The organism is Exiguobacterium sp. MH3, from assembly GCF_000496635.1.
Taxonomy (GTDB): Bacteria; Bacillota; Bacilli; order Exiguobacteriales; family Exiguobacteriaceae; genus Exiguobacterium_A; species Exiguobacterium_A indicum.
Genome location: NC_022794.1, coordinates 2219357 through 2236996 on the forward strand (window position 1 = coordinate 2219357; position 17640 = coordinate 2236996).

The 17640-nt window shown below is 47.5% G+C and carries 16 protein-coding genes; 3 read left to right on the forward strand and 13 right to left on the reverse strand.

The features are described from left to right. Positions 1 to 7: 7 nt before the first annotated feature. Positions 8 to 1792: an excinuclease ABC subunit UvrC gene (gene uvrC, locus U719_RS11765; protein ID WP_023468991.1), complete on the reverse strand. Its 1785-nt coding sequence runs from the start codon at positions 1790 to 1792 to the stop codon at positions 8 to 10. Positions 1793 to 1874: 82 nt separating this feature from the next. Here uvrC and U719_RS11770 point away from each other — a divergent pair, with 82 nt between their 5' ends. Together U719_RS11770 and U719_RS11775 are read left to right on the forward strand one after the other, a co-directional pair. After that, positions 1875 to 3197 (forward strand): NAD(P)/FAD-dependent oxidoreductase, encoded by a 1323-nt coding sequence (locus U719_RS11770; protein ID WP_023468992.1) that lies wholly within the window; start codon positions 1875 to 1877, stop codon positions 3195 to 3197. Positions 3198 to 3211: 14 nt separating this feature from the next. Next, complete coding sequence (locus U719_RS11775; RefSeq protein ID WP_023468993.1) at positions 3212 to 3589, forward strand: VOC family protein; 378 nt, start codon at positions 3212 to 3214, stop codon at positions 3587 to 3589. Positions 3590 to 3649: 60 nt separating this feature from the next. Here the strand turns inward: U719_RS11775 and trxA are convergent, their stop codons facing one another. From trxA to zapA, 11 genes are all read right to left on the reverse strand, one after another. Continuing rightward, on the reverse strand, positions 3650 to 3961 hold the full coding sequence (gene trxA, locus U719_RS11780) for a thioredoxin (RefSeq protein ID WP_023468994.1): 312 nt from the start codon (positions 3959 to 3961) through the stop codon (positions 3650 to 3652). Between the two features lie 161 nt (positions 3962 to 4122). Then, positions 4123 to 5088: an electron transfer flavoprotein subunit alpha/FixB family protein gene (locus U719_RS11785; RefSeq protein WP_023468995.1), complete on the reverse strand. Its 966-nt coding sequence runs from the start codon at positions 5086 to 5088 to the stop codon at positions 4123 to 4125. 13 nt (positions 5089 to 5101) lie between these two features. Then, the gene (locus U719_RS11790) at positions 5102 to 5875 is read right to left on the reverse strand and encodes an electron transfer flavoprotein subunit beta/FixA family protein (RefSeq protein WP_023468996.1); all 774 of its coding nucleotides are present in this window, start codon (positions 5873 to 5875) and stop codon (positions 5102 to 5104) included. 74 nt (positions 5876 to 5949) lie between these two features. Continuing rightward, the gene (locus U719_RS11795; protein WP_023468997.1) at positions 5950 to 6528 is read right to left on the reverse strand and encodes a TetR/AcrR family transcriptional regulator; all 579 of its coding nucleotides are present in this window, start codon (positions 6526 to 6528) and stop codon (positions 5950 to 5952) included. Positions 6529 to 6599: 71 nt separating this feature from the next. After that, entirely contained in the window at positions 6600 to 8273 is a 1674-nt protein-coding gene (locus tag U719_RS11800; protein ID WP_023468998.1) for an AMP-binding protein, read from the reverse strand. A gap of 197 nt (positions 8274 to 8470) precedes the next feature. After that, entirely contained in the window at positions 8471 to 9364 is an 894-nt protein-coding gene (locus tag U719_RS11805; protein WP_023469000.1) for a YitT family protein, read from the reverse strand. 185 nt (positions 9365 to 9549) lie between these two features. Next, complete coding sequence (locus U719_RS11810; protein ID WP_023469001.1) at positions 9550 to 9957, reverse strand: DUF350 domain-containing protein; 408 nt, start codon at positions 9955 to 9957, stop codon at positions 9550 to 9552. 10 nt (positions 9958 to 9967) lie between these two features. Continuing rightward, positions 9968 to 12334: an endonuclease MutS2 gene (locus U719_RS11815; RefSeq protein ID WP_023469002.1), complete on the reverse strand. Its 2367-nt coding sequence runs from the start codon at positions 12332 to 12334 to the stop codon at positions 9968 to 9970. Next, a complete protein-coding gene (polX, locus tag U719_RS11820; protein WP_023469003.1) occupies positions 12335 to 14050 on the reverse strand; it encodes a DNA polymerase/3'-5' exonuclease PolX in 1716 nt (571 codons plus the stop codon). Between the two features lie 46 nt (positions 14051 to 14096). Beyond that, entirely contained in the window at positions 14097 to 14645 is a 549-nt protein-coding gene (locus tag U719_RS11825) for a CvpA family protein (protein WP_023469004.1), read from the reverse strand. 3 nt (positions 14646 to 14648) lie between these two features. Next, positions 14649 to 14885 carry a cell division protein ZapA gene (gene zapA / locus U719_RS11830; protein WP_029342308.1) on the reverse strand — a complete coding sequence of 79 codons (237 nt, stop codon included), beginning with the start codon at positions 14883 to 14885 and terminating at the stop codon, positions 14649 to 14651. Positions 14886 to 15005: 120 nt separating this feature from the next. On the opposite strand from zapA, the gene rnhC reads away from it, so the two are divergent. Then, the gene (gene rnhC / locus U719_RS11835; protein WP_023469006.1) at positions 15006 to 15926 is read left to right on the forward strand and encodes a ribonuclease HIII; all 921 of its coding nucleotides are present in this window, start codon (positions 15006 to 15008) and stop codon (positions 15924 to 15926) included. 22 nt (positions 15927 to 15948) lie between these two features. Here rnhC and U719_RS11840 read toward each other — a convergent pair whose 3' ends face one another. Continuing rightward, on the reverse strand, positions 15949 to 17415 hold the full coding sequence (locus U719_RS11840) for a UDP-N-acetylmuramoyl-L-alanyl-D-glutamate--2,6-diaminopimelate ligase (RefSeq protein ID WP_023469007.1): 1467 nt from the start codon (positions 17413 to 17415) through the stop codon (positions 15949 to 15951). Positions 17416 to 17640: the final 225 nt, after the last annotated feature.

Sequence of the window (17640 nt, forward strand, 5' to 3'; positions counted from 1 at the left end):
GCTTTTTTCATTCTTCATTCGCTTGACTTAAATATTCAGCGACGGTTTCCGCTAACTTGACAGGTAATCCTGCTTCCGCCAACTGTTCGATCGTTGCGCGTCGCAAGCTGCGCATCGATCCGAAATGACGAATCAACTGCTGGCGTCGTTTCGGTCCAACTCCTGGAATCTCGTCGAGCAAGGAACGGGTCATCCCTTTCGAGCGGAGCGAGCGGTGGAACGTGATTGCAAACCGGTGGACTTCATCTTGCATGCGTTGGAGCAAATAAAACGCACTCGAACGCGGACTTAGTTCAATTAACTGTGCTCCTTCTCCAAACAACAATTGACTCGTTCGGTGTTTGTCATCCTTTTTTAATGACCCGACTGGAAGGGATAAGCCGAGTTCATCTTGAATGACTTCTAAAGCAGCATTCAACTGTCCAACTCCTCCGTCAATCAGGACGAGGTCCGGAAGGCGCGCTCCTTCAAGTAACAATCGTCGATAACGCCGACGCACGATTTCTCGCATCGATTCATAGTCGTCCGGTCCTTGGACTGTTCGAATCTTGAATTTTCGGTATTCCTTTTTAAGTGGCTTACCGTCTTCAAAGACGACGAGTGCCGAAACGGCGTCTGCTCCTTGAATGTTCGCATTATCGATGATCTCGATCCGGGACAATGGATGAACGTCAATCGCATCGGCGAGTTCTTCGACTGCTTGAACGGTCCGTTTCTCGTCTTTCGCTAACAACTCGAAGCGTTCCGAGATCGCATTTTCAGCATTCTTCGTCGCTAAATCAAGTAATTTCCGTTTTGATCCTCGGACCGGAACGTGAATTTTAATCGATAGCGCCTCTTTGAGTAACAACTGATTGACGAGTGGCGGTACATAGACTTCACTTGGCTTGATGTTCTTTTCGTAGAACTGGACGATGAAGCTCTCGAGCTCTTCTGCCGGCGTACCATAGATCGGGAAGAGCGAGACATCGCGCTCGATCATCTTTCCTCCACGGAGGAAGAACACTTGGACACACATCCAGCCTTTATCGACATGAATCCCGAATACATCACGCGACGTCAAATCTGCTGTAATCATATTCTGTTTGTTCATGATCGATTCAATCGCTCGCACTTGGTCGCGCAATTCTCCGGCACGTTCGAATTCCATCGTCTCGGCTGCTTCCGCCATCTTGTGCTTCAAGCTTTCAACGAGTTCCTTCGTGTCGCCCGACAAGAACCGTCGGATTTCCGATACGAGTGCTTTTTGTTCCGATTCAAGATTCGGGATTTCACATGGGCCGAGACATTGTCCAATATGATAATACAGACAGAGTTTCTTCGGCATCGGCTGACATTTACGTAACGGATATAAACGATCTAACAGACGTTTTGTTTCGTTCGCTGCATACGCATTCGGATACGGACCGAAGTAATGACCGCCGTCCTTTTTTAACTTACGTGTCGTAATCAATCGTGGATAGGTCTCATTCGTAATTTTCAAGTACGGGTAAGATTTATCATCCTTCAGCATGATATTGTATTTCGGATCATGTTTCTTAATTAGTGTCATCTCAAGCAGCAACGCTTCGAGTTCACTGGCTGTGATGATGTATTCGAAATCACGGACTTCCGCGACGAGACGTTCCGTCTTAATATCATGTGCTCCCGTGAAATAAGAGCGGACTCGGTTTTTGAGATTTTTTGCTTTTCCGACATAGATGACTTCGCCGAATTCGTTTTTGTGTAGATAACATCCCGGCTCATCCGGCAAAAGGGATAGTTTCGCTTTGATATGTTCTTGATGTCCCAAATAAATGTCTCCTTTCACCGTTTTTAGTTTTATTCGTTCGGGTAAATACCATACATTGATTATGACATACGGAGGATGAAAAATGCGTACATATGATTGCATTGTGATTGGAACAGGTTCTGCTGGAAATCAAGCGGCTTATAAATTCATCGAAAAAGGACTACGTGTTGCCATCGTTGAGAATTTCACTCCAGGAGGTACATGCGCACAGCGTGGATGTGACGCAAAAAAAATCTTACTGACAGGTAGTGAGACGAAAGATGCGGTCGAGCGATTGCTCGGATACGGTGTAAAGGGTCTGATTTCGATTGATTGGCGCCAATTGATGGAGCGAAAGAATGAATACACACGCGCCATCCCGGAGCAAACTCGAAAACGGTACGCGGAAACGGACATCGACTATTTCCATGGAGAACCGCATTTCGTGTCTTCACATCGTCTTCGAATTGGTGAAGAAGAAATCGAAGGGAAACAGTTTTTAATCGCAACCGGTTTACGACCTCGCGAATTATCTGTACCCGGTAGTGAGCGTTTCATAACAAGTAATGAGTTTCTTGAACTGAAAGAACTTCCACGCCGACTCGTCTGCATCGGTGGCGGTTATATCTCGTTCGAGTTCGCCCATCTCGCTCGTATTGCTGGCGCAGACGTCACGATCGTCTTACGTTCTAACGCCTTAAAACAATTCGAGAGCGAATTGGTCGATGTGCTATTAGAAGCCACACGGGCACTTGGTATCTCGATCATCAAAGAAGCAGAAGTCGTCGCTTACGAAGAGGAATCCCTTTATTTATCGAACGGCGACGTCTTGAAGACAGATATCGTCTTGAATGCGACTGGACGTGTCGCAAGTATCGACCAGCTTGGTCTCGAAGCCATTGGCGTTGCGCATAACGAAAAAGGAATCCATGTCAATGCGTACCTTCAGTCTTCCGTCGAACATATCTATGCTGCAGGAGACGTCGCTGTCAGCGGGAATCCTGCCTTGACACCGTTCGCTGGAACCGAAGGACGACTCGCTGCCGATAACATGCTCGAAGGGAACAATCGGAAACTAGAGCTGCTTCCTGTACCTAGCGTCGTATTCACCGCGCCGAACCTCGCCCTCGTTGGTGAGACGGAAGCTGCTTTGAAAAAAGCAGGTATTCCTTATCGTGGTCGCTTGATTGATACGTCCGCTTGGCAAACGAACGCACGGATCAAGGACAGTTTCGCTCGGGCGAAAGTGCTCGTCGGGGAAGATGATCAAGTCCTTGGCGCACACTTCATCGGTGTCAATGCAGCGGAACTAGCAAACTATTTCTCGTTTGCGATGCAGCACCGGATTCCAAGTACTTCGATGCAACAGACTGGATTCGCTTACCCGACACCTGCTTCAGACATCGCTTCGTTATTCGAGGATTGACAGGAGGCTTTTGGATGATCCAATACGGCTATACAATTTTATACGTTGAAGACACGGCACGGACGCTGGCATTCTATCGAGACGTTCTTGGACTACCCGTCAAGGCGGAGCACGGGAGCTACATCGAGTTCGAGACCGGTCAGACGACACTCGCCTTCAATACGCGTGAAGACGTGCAACAGTTGATTCCGGATTACCCGATACCAAGTGGAAAAACACAACAGACGTTAGAGATTGGTTTCATCACGGATGACGTCCCGACTCTTTTTCAGAAGGTGGTGGAGGCAGGATATGAGACCATCCTCGCTCCTACTCAAAAACCATGGGGGCAAGTCGTCGCCTATGTCCTCGACCCCGATGGTCACCTGATTGAACTTTGTACGCCAATGTAATCTAAAAAAACAGACCGTTCTGCCTGTGCAGAACGGTCTGTTTTGATATGCAGGAAAGAATTAGTTAGATGTTTCAACAAATTCTTTAAGTGCGTCTTTTGGCATGAAGCCCATTGTTTTGTTGACAGGTTGTCCATCTTTGAAGAGAACGAGTGTCGGAATACTTTGAACTTGGAATGCTCCAGCTACTTCTGGGTTTGCATCTACGTCGACTTTGACGATTTTTACATCTTGCATGTCAGCATCGAGTTCTTCAAGAACAGGTGCGAGCATACGACATGGTCCACACCATGTTGCCCAAAAATCAACAAGGACGAGTCCTTCTTGTGTTTCTTCTTTAAATGATTGGCTAGTTGCGTGTACGATTGCCATTGATCATAACCTCCTAATGAGTAGATCGACCCGGTAAAAAAATGGGTGATCTCTTTATTGATTCGAGTATATCATAGCAGTCTCTTCCAACAAACGAAACTGCTCACGCGAAAAATCCGCAAAAACAACCGGCACCATGATAATGGTACCGGCCTTCAAACTTATCCGTGAACGAGCATTTTTTTGAATTCTGCTGTCAATAATGGCACGACGTCGAACAAATCTCCGACGATGCCATAGTCCGCGACAGAGAAGATGTTCGCTTCCGGGTCTTTATTGATCGCAACGATGACTTTCGCATTTGACATCCCTGCTAAGTGTTGGATCGCACCTGAGATCCCGCACGCGATATAAAGGTCCGGTGTAACGACTTTCCCCGTCTGACCGATTTGAAGGGCATAATCGCAGTAATCCGCATCACAAGCACCACGCGAAGCACCGACTGCTCCTCCGAGGACATCTGCTAGTTCTTGTAACGGTGCGAAGCCGTCCGAGCTCTTGACACCGCGTCCACCTGCGACGATGACTTTTGCCTCTGATAAGTCAACGCCGCCAGTTGCTTTGCGTACGATGTCTGCGACGATCGTCCGTAAATCCTTCAGTTCGACTGTGACCGACTCGACCGTCCCTTGTGAACTACCTGCTTCGAGTGGATCGATGTTGTTCGGGCGGACCGTAAAGAGCGTCTTGCCTTCTGCGACTTTGACTTTTTCAAATGCTTTCCCCGAGTAGATCGGGCGAACGAATGACGCATCCGCGCCTTCCCCTTCAATCGCCGTCACGTCACTGATCAAACCGGCTTGCAATTTTGCCGCGATTTTCGGTGATAGATCCTTGCCGAGCGACGTATGTCCGAAGACGAGCACGTCGGGTGACGTCCGGTTCATCAACTCGAGGAAGACTTGTCCGTAACCGTCTGGCGTGTAGTGTAGAAGACGCTCATCCTCGACGACGAGCACCTGGTCCGCTCCGCGTGATGCTAGTGCATCCGCATCCTTTGCAACATCGTGTCCAATCAGGACTACGATGACTTCGTCAGCGACACGTCGCGCTGCTGCGATTGCCTCAAACGACACATTCCGTAAACTGCCATCCCGTGATTCTGCGAGTACTAATGCTTTTGTCATTCGTTTCTCCCCCTTAGACCACTTTTGCTTCGTTGCGTAATAATGATGCGAGCTGTGCGACTTGCTCGTTTAGTTCACCTTCAAGGATCTTACCGGCTGCTTTGTTCGGTGGTAAGAAACGCTCGATCGTCTCTAGACGTGGTGTGAGTTCGTCTTCATCCAGTTCGAGATCATCAAGTTCGAGTTCTTCTAGCGGCTTTTTCTTCGCTTTCATGATCCCCGGAAGACTTGGGTAACGTGGTTCGTTCAACCCTTGTTGCGCAGTCACGAGTAACGGAAGTGTTGTTTCGATTGTCTCCGTATCCCCTTCAGCGTCGCGTGTTACGACAGCTTTCGTACCGTCGAGCTCTAGTTTCGTGATCGTCGTCACATAAGGGATGTCGAGTAATTCTGCGACGCGTGGTGCTACTTGACCACTTCCGCCATCAACTGCGACGTTTCCGGCGATGACGAGATCAACCGTTTGTTCCTTCAAATAACCAGCGAGCACTTCAGAAATCGTGAAATGATCTGCCTCTTCGATATCATCTTCAATCGAGATGCGAACTGCTTGGTCCGCTCCCATTGCGAGTGCTGTTCGTAATTCCTTGTCCGCATCTTCCGGTCCGACCGTCACGACCGTCACCGTTCCCCCTTGTGCATCACGGACACGAATCGCTTCTTCTACCGCATACTCATCGTACGGGTTAATGATGAACTCAGCGCCATCCTCATCGATTTGACCATTCTCGAGTTGGATTGCTTCTTCCGTATCAAACGTGCGTTTCAACAGTACATAGATTTCCATCTCATGCTCCCCCTTGTCGTCTATTCACCATCATTCTTTGTATCCGCTTACATGATTGTTGTCATGAAAAGGGCTTAACTCAGCCCTTTGATCAACATCCGATGAATCCCGTCACGTGTCTCAAGCAACTCATATTTGAATCCACTTGCCATCCAGCTCGTCACGACCTCATCGATCGTTCCGAAAATCATCTGACGTGCTAATCGATAATCGAGTTCGTTTGAAAACTCACCTGTCGTCATCCCGTGCTTGACGACTCGGTCAATCAGATGCAAGTACGGTTTCAAGACGGCAGCGATGTTTTGACGCATGTCTTGGTTCGATTGACGCAATTCGATCTGCGTGACGACCGCTAAATCATAGTCGACGGATAATTGCTCGAGGTGCGCCTCGATCAATGCTGCCAATTGTTCCGTCGCTGACGTATGGCTCGCGATTTGTCCTTCGGAATATTCGATGAAACTTCCCATTTTCGCTTGGAAGAGCGAAATCAAGAGATGTTCTTTATTCTTGAAGTACAGATAAATCGTTCCATCCGCAACTCCGGCTTCCTTTGCAATGGCAGTCACTTTCGCTCCATGGTAGCCGTTCTTAGCGATGACTTTTACGGCGGCATCAATGATGCGGTCACTCTTTGACATTGTTCGTTTCATTCCACTATCTCCTAACGCATAAAATGAATGATGGTTCATTCATATTTATTCTATCATGCCATTTTATCCTGTCAACTGCTTTCTTCGAGTTGTTTGGCACGTTCTTCTTCAACGAGAACACGGCGGAGAATCTTACCAACGAACGTCTTCGGTAACTCTTGCCGGAATTCGTACTGCTTCGGTACTTTGAACGATGCTAACTGTTTACGACAGAATTGATCGAGTTCTTCTTCCGTGACCGTCATCTCATCCTTGACGACGATGAACGCCTTGACGGTCTCTCCGCGGTAGACATCTGGAACACCGATGACGACCGCTTCTTTGACGGCTGGGTGTTCATATAGGATTTCTTCGACTTCACGTGGATAAATGTTGAATCCAGAAGCAATGATTAAATCTTTTTTCCGATCGACGATTCGGAAGTAATGATCCTCACCGATATATCCAAGGTCTCCCGTATGCAACCAACCGTTTCGCAGTACCGCTTGCGTGTCTTCTGGTCGTTTCCAGTATCCTTTCATGACTTGCGGACCTGTGACGATGATCTCACCAATCTCACCTGGAGCAGCTGGTGTCTCTCCGTCTGCTTGGACGATTTTCGCTTGCGTATCGGGCACCGGAATACCGACCGTTCCAGGAATCCGACGATCCCAGATACAGTTCGTATGCGTCACCGGACTCGTTTCAGACAGACCGTATCCTTCAACGATCCGCCCACCCGTCAGCGCTTCGAATTTTTCCTGCACTTCGACAGGTAGTGGAGCTGAACCAGAAATACAGGCTTCAATCGAAGAGAGATCATACTTCTTCAGCTTCGGATGATTCAATAGACCGACATACATCGTCGGAGCACCTGGGAACAGATTCGGTTTTTCCTTATGAATCGTCTTGAGTACCTGTTCGATATCGAATTTTGGAACGATGATTTGTTCATAGGCATTAAATATGCCGAAATTAAGGTTACACGTCATGCCATAGACATGGAAATAAGGAACGACTGCTAACAGCTTCCGTCCATCTCCTCGATTATATTTATAGAACCAGTTGTCAATCTGTTCGACGTTTGCACTCAAATTGAAGTGTGTCAACATGACACCTTTGGGTGCGCCTGTCGTTCCACCCGTATATTGGAGAACCGCGACGTCCTCCTTCGGTTGAATCGCGACTGGTGTAATCGGCTCATACCCCCGCAAAGATAAAAACGGAATCGAACCTGTCGTATCAATGATGATGTTGTTATCTTTCCGTGCTTTAATCGGATACAGTTTATTTTTAGGGAAGGGAAGGTAATCCGCGATACTTGTCGTCACGACCGTCTTAAGTGTCGTCGCCGCCTTGACACGAGACGCTTTCGGATAAAGTAGATCGAGCGTCACGAGTAGATGTGCTCCTGAATCGACGAGAATCTGTTCAAGTTCACGGTCTGTATAGAGTGGATTCACTTGGACGACGATACCACCTGCATAGAGAACCGCATAATAACTGATCATATACTGGGGACAGTTCGGTAACATCAGTCCGACGCGATCCCCTTTTTTTAGTCCGTGCTCTTGTAACAGGCTCCCAAGTGCGCGGGCCTCGTCACGTACTTCACGAAACGTCATACGTTTTCCTAAGAAACTCAAGGCACGTTGTTCTGGAAAATCGGTCGCTGCCTCATCGAGTGCCTGATAAAGAGGTAATTCTCGATAATCAATCGATGCGGGTACTTGCTCGGGATAATCAGATAACCAAACGGATTCCATACGTTTCCCTCCCAGATAATGAATTACTATTCATTTTTATTATACGTTGATTCCAATTCGACATGCCAGTAAAATCCAAAAAAAGAAATCGAATCTGCTTGTTTTTTTTTCGATTCTTTCAATCGAGAATCATACAAAAAAGCAGTACTTCCCTTTCTCGTTTCCGAAAAAGAAGCAGCACTGCTTTTTAATAGACATCACCGGGATGGATACGTGAATCCTTCTCCAATGACTTCGCGCACTTTATGAATGACGACGAAGGCGCGGGGATCCGCTGCTTCGACGATCTGTTTCAACGGTGCCAGTTGTCGTTTATCGACGATCATATACAACATATCATTTTTTTGTTTCGTGAAATGACCGTGACTGTGAATGACCGTTGCACTACGGCCGAGCGTCTCTGTCAGGATTGTCGCGATTTCCTCTTGGCGATGACTGATGATCGTGACCGCTTCGCGGACATTCAATCCTTCGCTGACGAGATCAATCAAGTACGAACCGATGATGATCGCAATCAACGTATACAGCATCGTCTCTTCTCCGAATAGGAACCCTGATGCGCCGACGACTGCGACGTCGATGATGAACATCGAAACCGCGATACTGAGATTGAGATACTTATTCATCAATCGAGCGATGATCACACCCCCACCCGTCGTTCCTCCAGCACGAATAACAAGTCCGATTCCGACACCAATCAGAATACCCGCATAGACCGTACCAATTAAACGGCTATCCGATGATGTCGCTAGATTTGCTGTCGAAGAGAGGACAAACGATGTGACGGCGACCGAGATGACGGAGTAAAGCATCGTCTTCCGGCTAAGGAATCGATAACCGACGACGAACAGCAAAGCGTTCGCAATCAGGGAAACAAGTCCCGTATCCCAGCCATAGAGGTAGTAGAAGATGACCGTGATCCCGATCAATCCACCTTCTGATAAATCGTTTGGAATCGTAAAGTAATTGATGCCAAAGGCAAGAATGGCTGATCCAATGATGACCCAAAAAATATCCTTCCAAGAAATTAATTGCATTGCTTCAAAAGCACGGCGTCTTGTTTCTGCCGTTGTTGTTTTTCGTACGTTCATATGCGTTCCTCCTTTTTTGATTAGGCGTGGCTTCCAATAAAAATTCCGTACTGAAACGATGTCAGTACGGAATGATCACACGGTAAGACCGGTTCTTTTAATTAAATACAATCCAAAGGATACCGACGACCAAAAAGGCGATCGAAACCCCGAACATGATTTTCGCTAAACGTTCTAACACGGATTCACCCCACTAACGCTGATCCGATGACGTAGGACATGCCAATCGATAAGGCACATGAAATAATACCGACAGCAATGTTGCCGTTCTCGATTTCACGGTCTACCGGCAAATTCGGTGTCAGGAATTCAAAGATCCAGTATGTCGATATCAACAGTAAGAAGCCAAAAGCACTTTCAAGAAATATCGACCCGACCCGTTCTTCCCCTTGAACAGCGAAATGAACGATATTGGCGAGTCCGATGATTTTTCCACCTGTTGCTAACGCAACGGCGATGTTACCACTCTTGATATGTTCCCAGTTTTTATACCGGGTTGTCAACTCAAAAAGTGCAAGTCCTAAAATGATCAGTAATCCCGCGACCGAATAGAGCGCTGTCGTATAGACATAGACGTTCTCAAAAATGTTCATCCTGCTTTCCTCATTTCAGTTCGATGATCGTCACACCGTGTCCGCCTTCACCTTGACCACCTAAGCGGTGACCTTTGACGTGACGATGACCTTTCAAGAATTCTTGGACACCTTGACGCATCGCTCCCGTACCCAGACCATGGATAACACGAATATGGTCGTAGTTCGATAACAAAGCTTGGTCCATGAAGCGTTCGAGCTTCGATAATCCTTCTTCAACACGGACGCCACGTAAATCCAGTTCAGCTGAAGGCGCCGATTGTTTCGTCACACTCGTACCACCAGAACGCCCTTTTGTTTGAGGACGTTTTGGAGTACTGCCGATCTTCGCGAGATCTTCCGGTTTGACGTTCACTTTCATGATGCCGACTTGAACGGTGTACTCGCCGTTCGCCTGTTGGTTGATGATATAGCCTTTTTGATTGAAGGTCGTGACTTTGACTTCTTCCCCTTTATCAAAACGTGGCGTTTGATCGTATTTCGCTTTAACTTTAGCGATCCGTTTTTCTTGCAGACTCGGCTTCGCATCTTCAAGTTTTTTACGTGCCTCGATCAATTCATGCTCTTTGACGGCACCAGCGTCTCGTAATTCCTTCAAACGTTTAATGACGCCTTCCGCTTCTTTTTGGGCACGTTCGACTGCACGTGCTGCTTTTTCTTCCGCTTTTGCCAGGATCTCATTTTTCTCTTCCTGGATCTCGGCTTGTTCTTGCTCGAATTGCTCACGCTCTGCAACGAGTCGTTTCTTCTCTTCTAGCAACTGAGCCTCTAACGTCTCAGCACGCTGTTTCGCCTCTTCCAGTCGTTCGATCATCGTTTCGACGGACTGTGCGTCGCTACCGATTTGACCACGTGCCGCATCGATGATCCGGTCTTCGAGTCCGAGACGTTTTGAAATCTCGAACGCGTTCGAGCGTCCCGGTACACCAATGAGTAAGCGATACGTCGGACTGAGGGATTCGACATCGAATTCCATCGACGCGTTGACGACTCCTTCTCGGTTATAGCCGTACGCTTTTAACTCCGAATAGTGCGTCGTCGCTGCAACACGTGCTCCGCGGCGTTTCACTTCATCAAGAATCGCGATCGCTAGGGCAGCCCCTTCTGTCGGATCCGTTCCCGCCCCTAACTCGTCAAACAGGACTAGGCTCATGAAATCGATTTTCTCCATCATCGAGACGATGTTCGTCATGTGCGAGCTGAACGTCGACAAGTTTTGTTCAATCGACTGTTCATCCCCGATATCGGCATAAATCGCATCGAAGACACTGAGCTCCGTCTCATCTGCTGCCGGTACGTATAGTCCTGATTGCACCATCAATTGCAAAAGACCAATCGTCTTTAAAGTAACTGTCTTACCACCGGTGTTCGGACCGGTGATGACGAGTGATGTAAAATCGCCACCTAGCGAGACAGTGATCGGTACGACCTCTTCTTTTGGAATGAAGGGATGTCGTGCTTCCTTCAGAATGATATGGCGATTTTCATTCAAGCGTGGTTCAACCGCTCCGATCTGATGACCATACAACGCTTTCGCCATGATGAAATCAAGTTCTGCTAATACATCAAGATTGATGCGCAGCGAGTCACCGACACTCCCGACAAGTGCTGATAATTGGGCGAGGATTCGTTCGATTTCCGCCCGTTCTTTCAAACGCGCTTCTTGAATCTCGTTGTTCGCAGAAACGACGGCTTGTGGTTCGATGAATAACGTCGCTCCAGAAGCTGACTGGTCGTGGACGATCCCACCGAACGCTTGACGATATTCTTGTTTGACCGGGACACAGTAGCGATCATTTCGCATCGTCACGATGGCGTCAGACAGCATCTTCGCTTTACTACGTAAGACACTATCGATTTTTGAACGAACTTGTCCTTCGAGCGAACGCAACTGACTACGTAACGCTCGTAATTTATCACTTGCCGAATCTTGAACAGTTCCTTGGTCGTCAATGGCATGACGAATCCCCTGTTCGATCTCAACGAGCTTCGTGATCTGTTCGATTCGACTATCGAGTCGTGGTAATCGTAGATCCGGGTGATCCTCATGCAATCGTTCTTGGAACGCCTTCACTTGACGTCCTGAATAAACGACGTCTGCGACGGATAAAAGTTCACTCGTCGAGAGGACCGAACCAATTTCTGCTCGTTTCACTTCACTGCGGACATCTGTCAATCCACCGAACGGATAACGGTCACGCAACCGGTAAACCGTCGTTGCTTCCGTCGTGACGGCTAATAATTCCTTGACCTGCTCGAACTCTTCCGCCGGACGCATCGCTCGAACGAACTGTGCTCCAAGTGAGCTTGCCGTGAACGATAACATGTTTTCTTTTAACTTCTCATATTCTAAGACGCGTAATGCGTTGGCATTCATTTAATCCACTCCTAAACGTTTTCGACCGAAGAAAGCAAGTGCTGCTTCGGCACTCCACGTATTGATGACATCAGACGCCTCCAAATAGGCTTTACGTGCATGGAGGACTCCAAGTTTCATATCTTCTAACATTTCTGGTCGGTGTGTATCTGTATTGATCAAAATTTTCACACCAGCAACCTTCGCTTTTGCTAAAGAACTTGCCGTCAAATCGAATCGTGCCGGGTTTGCATTCATCTCAAGCGCTGTTCCTGTCTCGGCTGCTAGTTCGATCAAGCGATCAACGTTAACGGCATAGCCCTCTCGTCTACCGATGATTCGTCCTGTCGGATGGGCAATCAGAGAAACGTAAGGATTACGACACGCATTCTCAAGCCGTTGCATGATCTCTTCTTCCGTCTGATCGAATTTCGAGTGAATCGAGGCAATGACGTAATCCATCTCTTTTAAGAAATCATCTTCATAATCGAGCGACCCATCAGGCAAGATATCCATCTCGACGCCACATAAAATCGTCATCTCAGGATGTTTCTTGCGTGCTGCTTCGATTTCGACACGTTGCGCACGTAGACGTTCTTCCGTCAATCCATTGACGAACTTCATATACTTACTATGGTCGGTGATCGCCATCCATGTATACCCTCGTGCAGCACACGCATCGACTAATTCTTCAACAGATAATGTTCCATCTGACCATGTCGTATGCATGTGTACATCTGCTTGGATATCCTGTTCCGTCAAAAGGCGTGACAAATCCTGCTCGAACTCTTGACGCCCTGCTCGTAATTCAGGTGCGATGAACGGTAAGTCGTACCGCGCAAACAATTCTTCTTCCGTCTTCGGCTGCACTAATCCTCGCTCGGTCTCAACGCCATATTCAGATATGCTCTCTCCCCGTTCTTTGGCAAGTTGACGCATCCGGACATTGTGATCCTTCGAACCCGTGAAGTGATGTAACGTTGACGCGTACGCCGCGTCATCGACGATTCGGAAATCAACCGCGATATAATGGACGTCTCGTTTTAAGACGAGTGATACTTTCGTACTGCCGGCAGCAATGACTTCATCGATGAGCGACAGTTCCAATAGTTGCTCCTTGATCCGTTCCGGTTCGTTCGTCGAGAGGATGAAATCAAGGTCCTTGCACGTCTCTTCTGCTCGGCGGAAGCTTCCACCAACTTCGAAGCGTATGATTTCATCGAACGACGCAAGGGTCTGATTTAATTCCGCAACGACCTTCCGCATGACACCATACGGTAATCGTTCCGGTCGTGTTTCAAACGTTTCGAGCGCTTTGACGTACTTTTCGACCGTCTTCTTACCGAATCCAGGCATCGTTTCGACTGTACCATCCGCTAATTTCTCTGCAAAGGAATCCGCATCAATGACGCCGACTTCATGCAATTTAGCAAGTTTCTTCCCACCAAGACCCGGGATCTTTAGTAAAGCGATCAGTCCTTCCGGTACTTCTTGTTCGAGTTCAGTCAGTGCCGTACTCGTTCCCGTTTCCCGGTACTCCTCAAGAACAGCGGCCGTTCCTTTACCAATCCCCTTCATCGCCGTGAAATCCTCGATTGCCATGAAGTCAGCATCGGATGCTTCGAGGATACTTGCTGCTTTTCGGAAAGCATTGATCTTAAACGGATTTTCCCCTTTAACCTCTAGATAGACTGAGATTCGTTCCAAGTGACGCATTGCATCTTGAATCGTACGCATGTGCAATTCTCCCCTCAAAAAAAGCTCCCATTTAACGGGAGCATGTTTATTTTATCAATCCAACTTTGTCCATCAGCCAATTCGCAAGGAGCGGTGTATGTTGGATGATGAAGCTTGCCAAACTCGAGTCTGCGATCGCATCCTGTATCGACTGAATCGGAACGAATGCCGCTAAGAACAAGAGCAAGAAGATGAAGATATACATCTCGATGAAGCCGAAGACGCCACCTAATAATCCTTTGACTTGTTTTAAGATCGGGACATTCGTCAACGAATCAAACATCGACAATAAGATCGCTAAGATGATTTTTGTACCGAAGAACAGGACGACGAACCAAAAGGCTTTATAGAACACTTCATCGAGTCGTGCTGAACTTGGAATTGCGAACATCGTCAAATCGATTCCCGCATCATCCAGCGTCGACGGATATGGAACCCACAAACGGAATTTCGTCGCCAGTTCCTCATAGAACGACAAGGCGACGATGAAGGAAATGATCAGGCTGAGCAAATGCCCGGCCTGCAATACGACTCCCCGTCGGACACCTGTCATGATGCCTAAGGCGAGAAGTAATAAGATAACGAAAGAAATCATAGTTTATAGTTCACCCAAATTCTTTTTTATTTTTACGTAATCACTACCAATATTAAGCGCCGCTAGGACGGCGATTTGACGAACGTCGAGTTGTGGTGCTTGTTCTCGGATTTCTCGAATTTTCGTATCGACGAGGAGACCCACTTCGCGTACGTGTTCTGGCGACTCCGTTCCGACAATCGTATAATCATTGCCTGCGATATGAATCGTCGTCCGGTTCAACCCTTCTGAATCAGCCATTTTTCTGTCCTCCTCATACTTTGCTTCTTTCATATAGTACCATCATTTTCGTTTTAGGAAAAGAAGTCCCCCATCGGTCTTAAGGATGGTATGCTTAATCCCGGAAAGGGAGGTTATCTCGTGGGAACTATCGTTTTACGCTTATCTAAAGAAAAGCAAGATCTCGTCATACAAGAGTTTAAACAAGGACAGACGAAGAGTCCACCGTATGCTCGTTTCGCCGCTAAAGTACCCGGATGTGTCATCACGATTTACAATTCTGGAAAAGTGATGTTTCAAGGAACCGAAGCCGAAACGATCGCTTCACGCTTCGGCACGGCTACACCGACTAAATCGAAGGAACCACTTGTTTCAACGTTACCAAATGGTTTTGCAGAATGGTCCGTCGCTGGCAGTGACGAAGTTGGAAAAGGCGATTTCTTCGGTCCACTCGTCGTCGTCGCTTCCTTCGTTGATCGAAAGCAGATTGCACTCCTTCGAGAACTGGGTGTACGTGACTCCAAGCACTTGAATGACACGGAGATTCGAAAGATCGCCCGTGATCTTCATGCCGTCATTCCGTACACATATCGTATCCTACACAATCCAGAATACAATCAAATGCAACGCACGATGACACAAGGAAAGATGACTGCCCTGATGCATAATGATGTCCTGCAGCGACTTCTTGACAAACTGGAGACGAAACCAGAAGCGATCTTGATAGATCAGTTTGCTGAAAAGACCGTTTACTATAAACACTTGTCTGGTGTCATCAATCCCGTTCGAGAAAATGTCTACTTCTCGACCAAGGCGGAACAACTCCATGTCGCCGTCGCTGCCTCCTCGATCATTGCTCGCGCCATCTTTTTGAAGGAGATGGACAAGTTGAGTGAAACAACAGGTGTCGTCATTCCGAAAGGTGCTGGTGCTAAAGTGGATCAAGTCGCTGCCTCACTGATTTTACGTTATGGAGCTGACAAACTTCGTGACTGGACGAAAGCCCATTTTGCGAATACGAAAAAGGCACAACAACTAGCTGCGAAACGAAACCGACCATGACCTTAACGGAATGGTCGGTTTTTTAAATGACGGACTTCCCTTCAGACAGTCGTTCTAATTCCGCAAGCAGTATGTGTTTTTCATTAAAAGGAATCGTTTTTGTACCGATTCGTTCTACCTCGTCATGACCTTTCCCGACGATGACGATGCGTTTCCCTTCGTGCGCCAAATGCGCTGCTTGTACAATCGCTTCGTGACGCGATGTATGACACCCTACTAAATGTTCACGTGAAATATCGACGATTAACTCTTCGATGATTCGATCCGGATTCTCTGTCCTCGCATCATGGACCGTTGCGATGATGTGTTCACAATATTTACTTGCGATTCGCCCCATCTCCGCTCGTTTCGTTCGATCACGCTCTCCAGCTGCACTTAAGACGACCGATAGCGACTCTCCGGAAGAAGTGAGTGCCTGCAAACATTTTTCTAGACCATCCGGTGTATGGGCATAATCGATATAAATCTCACAAGGTGCCCAGTCCAGTCGTTCGAGTCGTCCTTTCGGCAATTCCAGTTCTGGAATATGACGAATCAACGTATAGAGGTTGGCATCGCCTGCCCGCAACAATCCCATCGCTGCCGCTAAATTCGCTGCATTGAACTCACCTAGTAAAGCTGTCGGCACACGTGTTGTCGTCTCGTCGATCCGCACATTGACGGTATCCGTCAGCCATTCGACCGCAATCTGTGACGTTCGGTGGGGTTTCGTCGTATACCAGATAACGGGTTGCAAAGGCGCAGCTTCTCGCATGACGCGACTCCAACCATCTTCTCGATTCAAGACGATGGTCCGACCATTTGACGCAGCGACTTGTTGAAACAACAAAGCTTTCGTCTTTGCGTAATCTTCCATTGAATGATGATAATCCAGATGATCATGCGTCAGGTTCGTAAATGCTGCCGAGTGGAAAGACACTCCTTCGACTCGACCTTCGGCTAGTGCGTGAGAAGACACTTCAATGATGCAATCCGTCACGCCTTTTTCAACCATTTCATATAACAGTCGATGTAAGATGATGGCTTCAGGCGTCGTATTCGGCGTCTCAATGAGTTCCTCGTCAATTCGTGCACCGACCGTGCTGATCATGCCGGCTTTCACACCTGTTGCTCGAAAGAGATCATACGCCAATTTCGTCGTCGTCGTTTTTCCGTTTGTTCCGGTTACACCGTAGACACGCATCTTTTGACTCGGTTGATCGTAAAAGCGATTCGCGACTTGACCTGCAAGTCGTTTCGTATCCGGCACGGTAATGACGGGAATCGGGCAATCCGGAAACGATCGTTCAGCTAAAATCGCCACAGCCCCGTTCTCGATTGCCTGATTGATATAATCGTGACCATCAACCGTATAGCCGTTGATACAGATGAATAATCCGCCAGGTGTGATTTGTCGCGAATCGGTTGCGATATTCGTAATGAGTGGATTGATTGCTTCCTTTATAGTGAGTGGTAATAGTTCATTCAGAAGCTTCGCTAGTCGATTCATGATGTACTCTTCCCTTCTTGTCTCTTCTCTATGTCAAGATGAATTAGTGAACCAATCACATAAACAGTCGTATCCATTGTTTCAAGTAAATCAAATACTCTTTTACGGAACATACCCGCTTTAAGACCTGCTTAATCTTTTATCATGCTAGAAAATTATTCTCTTCAATGCTCGAAATGAGTGTTTCTTCCCTTGCACCTCTTAATCAGCTTTGATACACTCTTA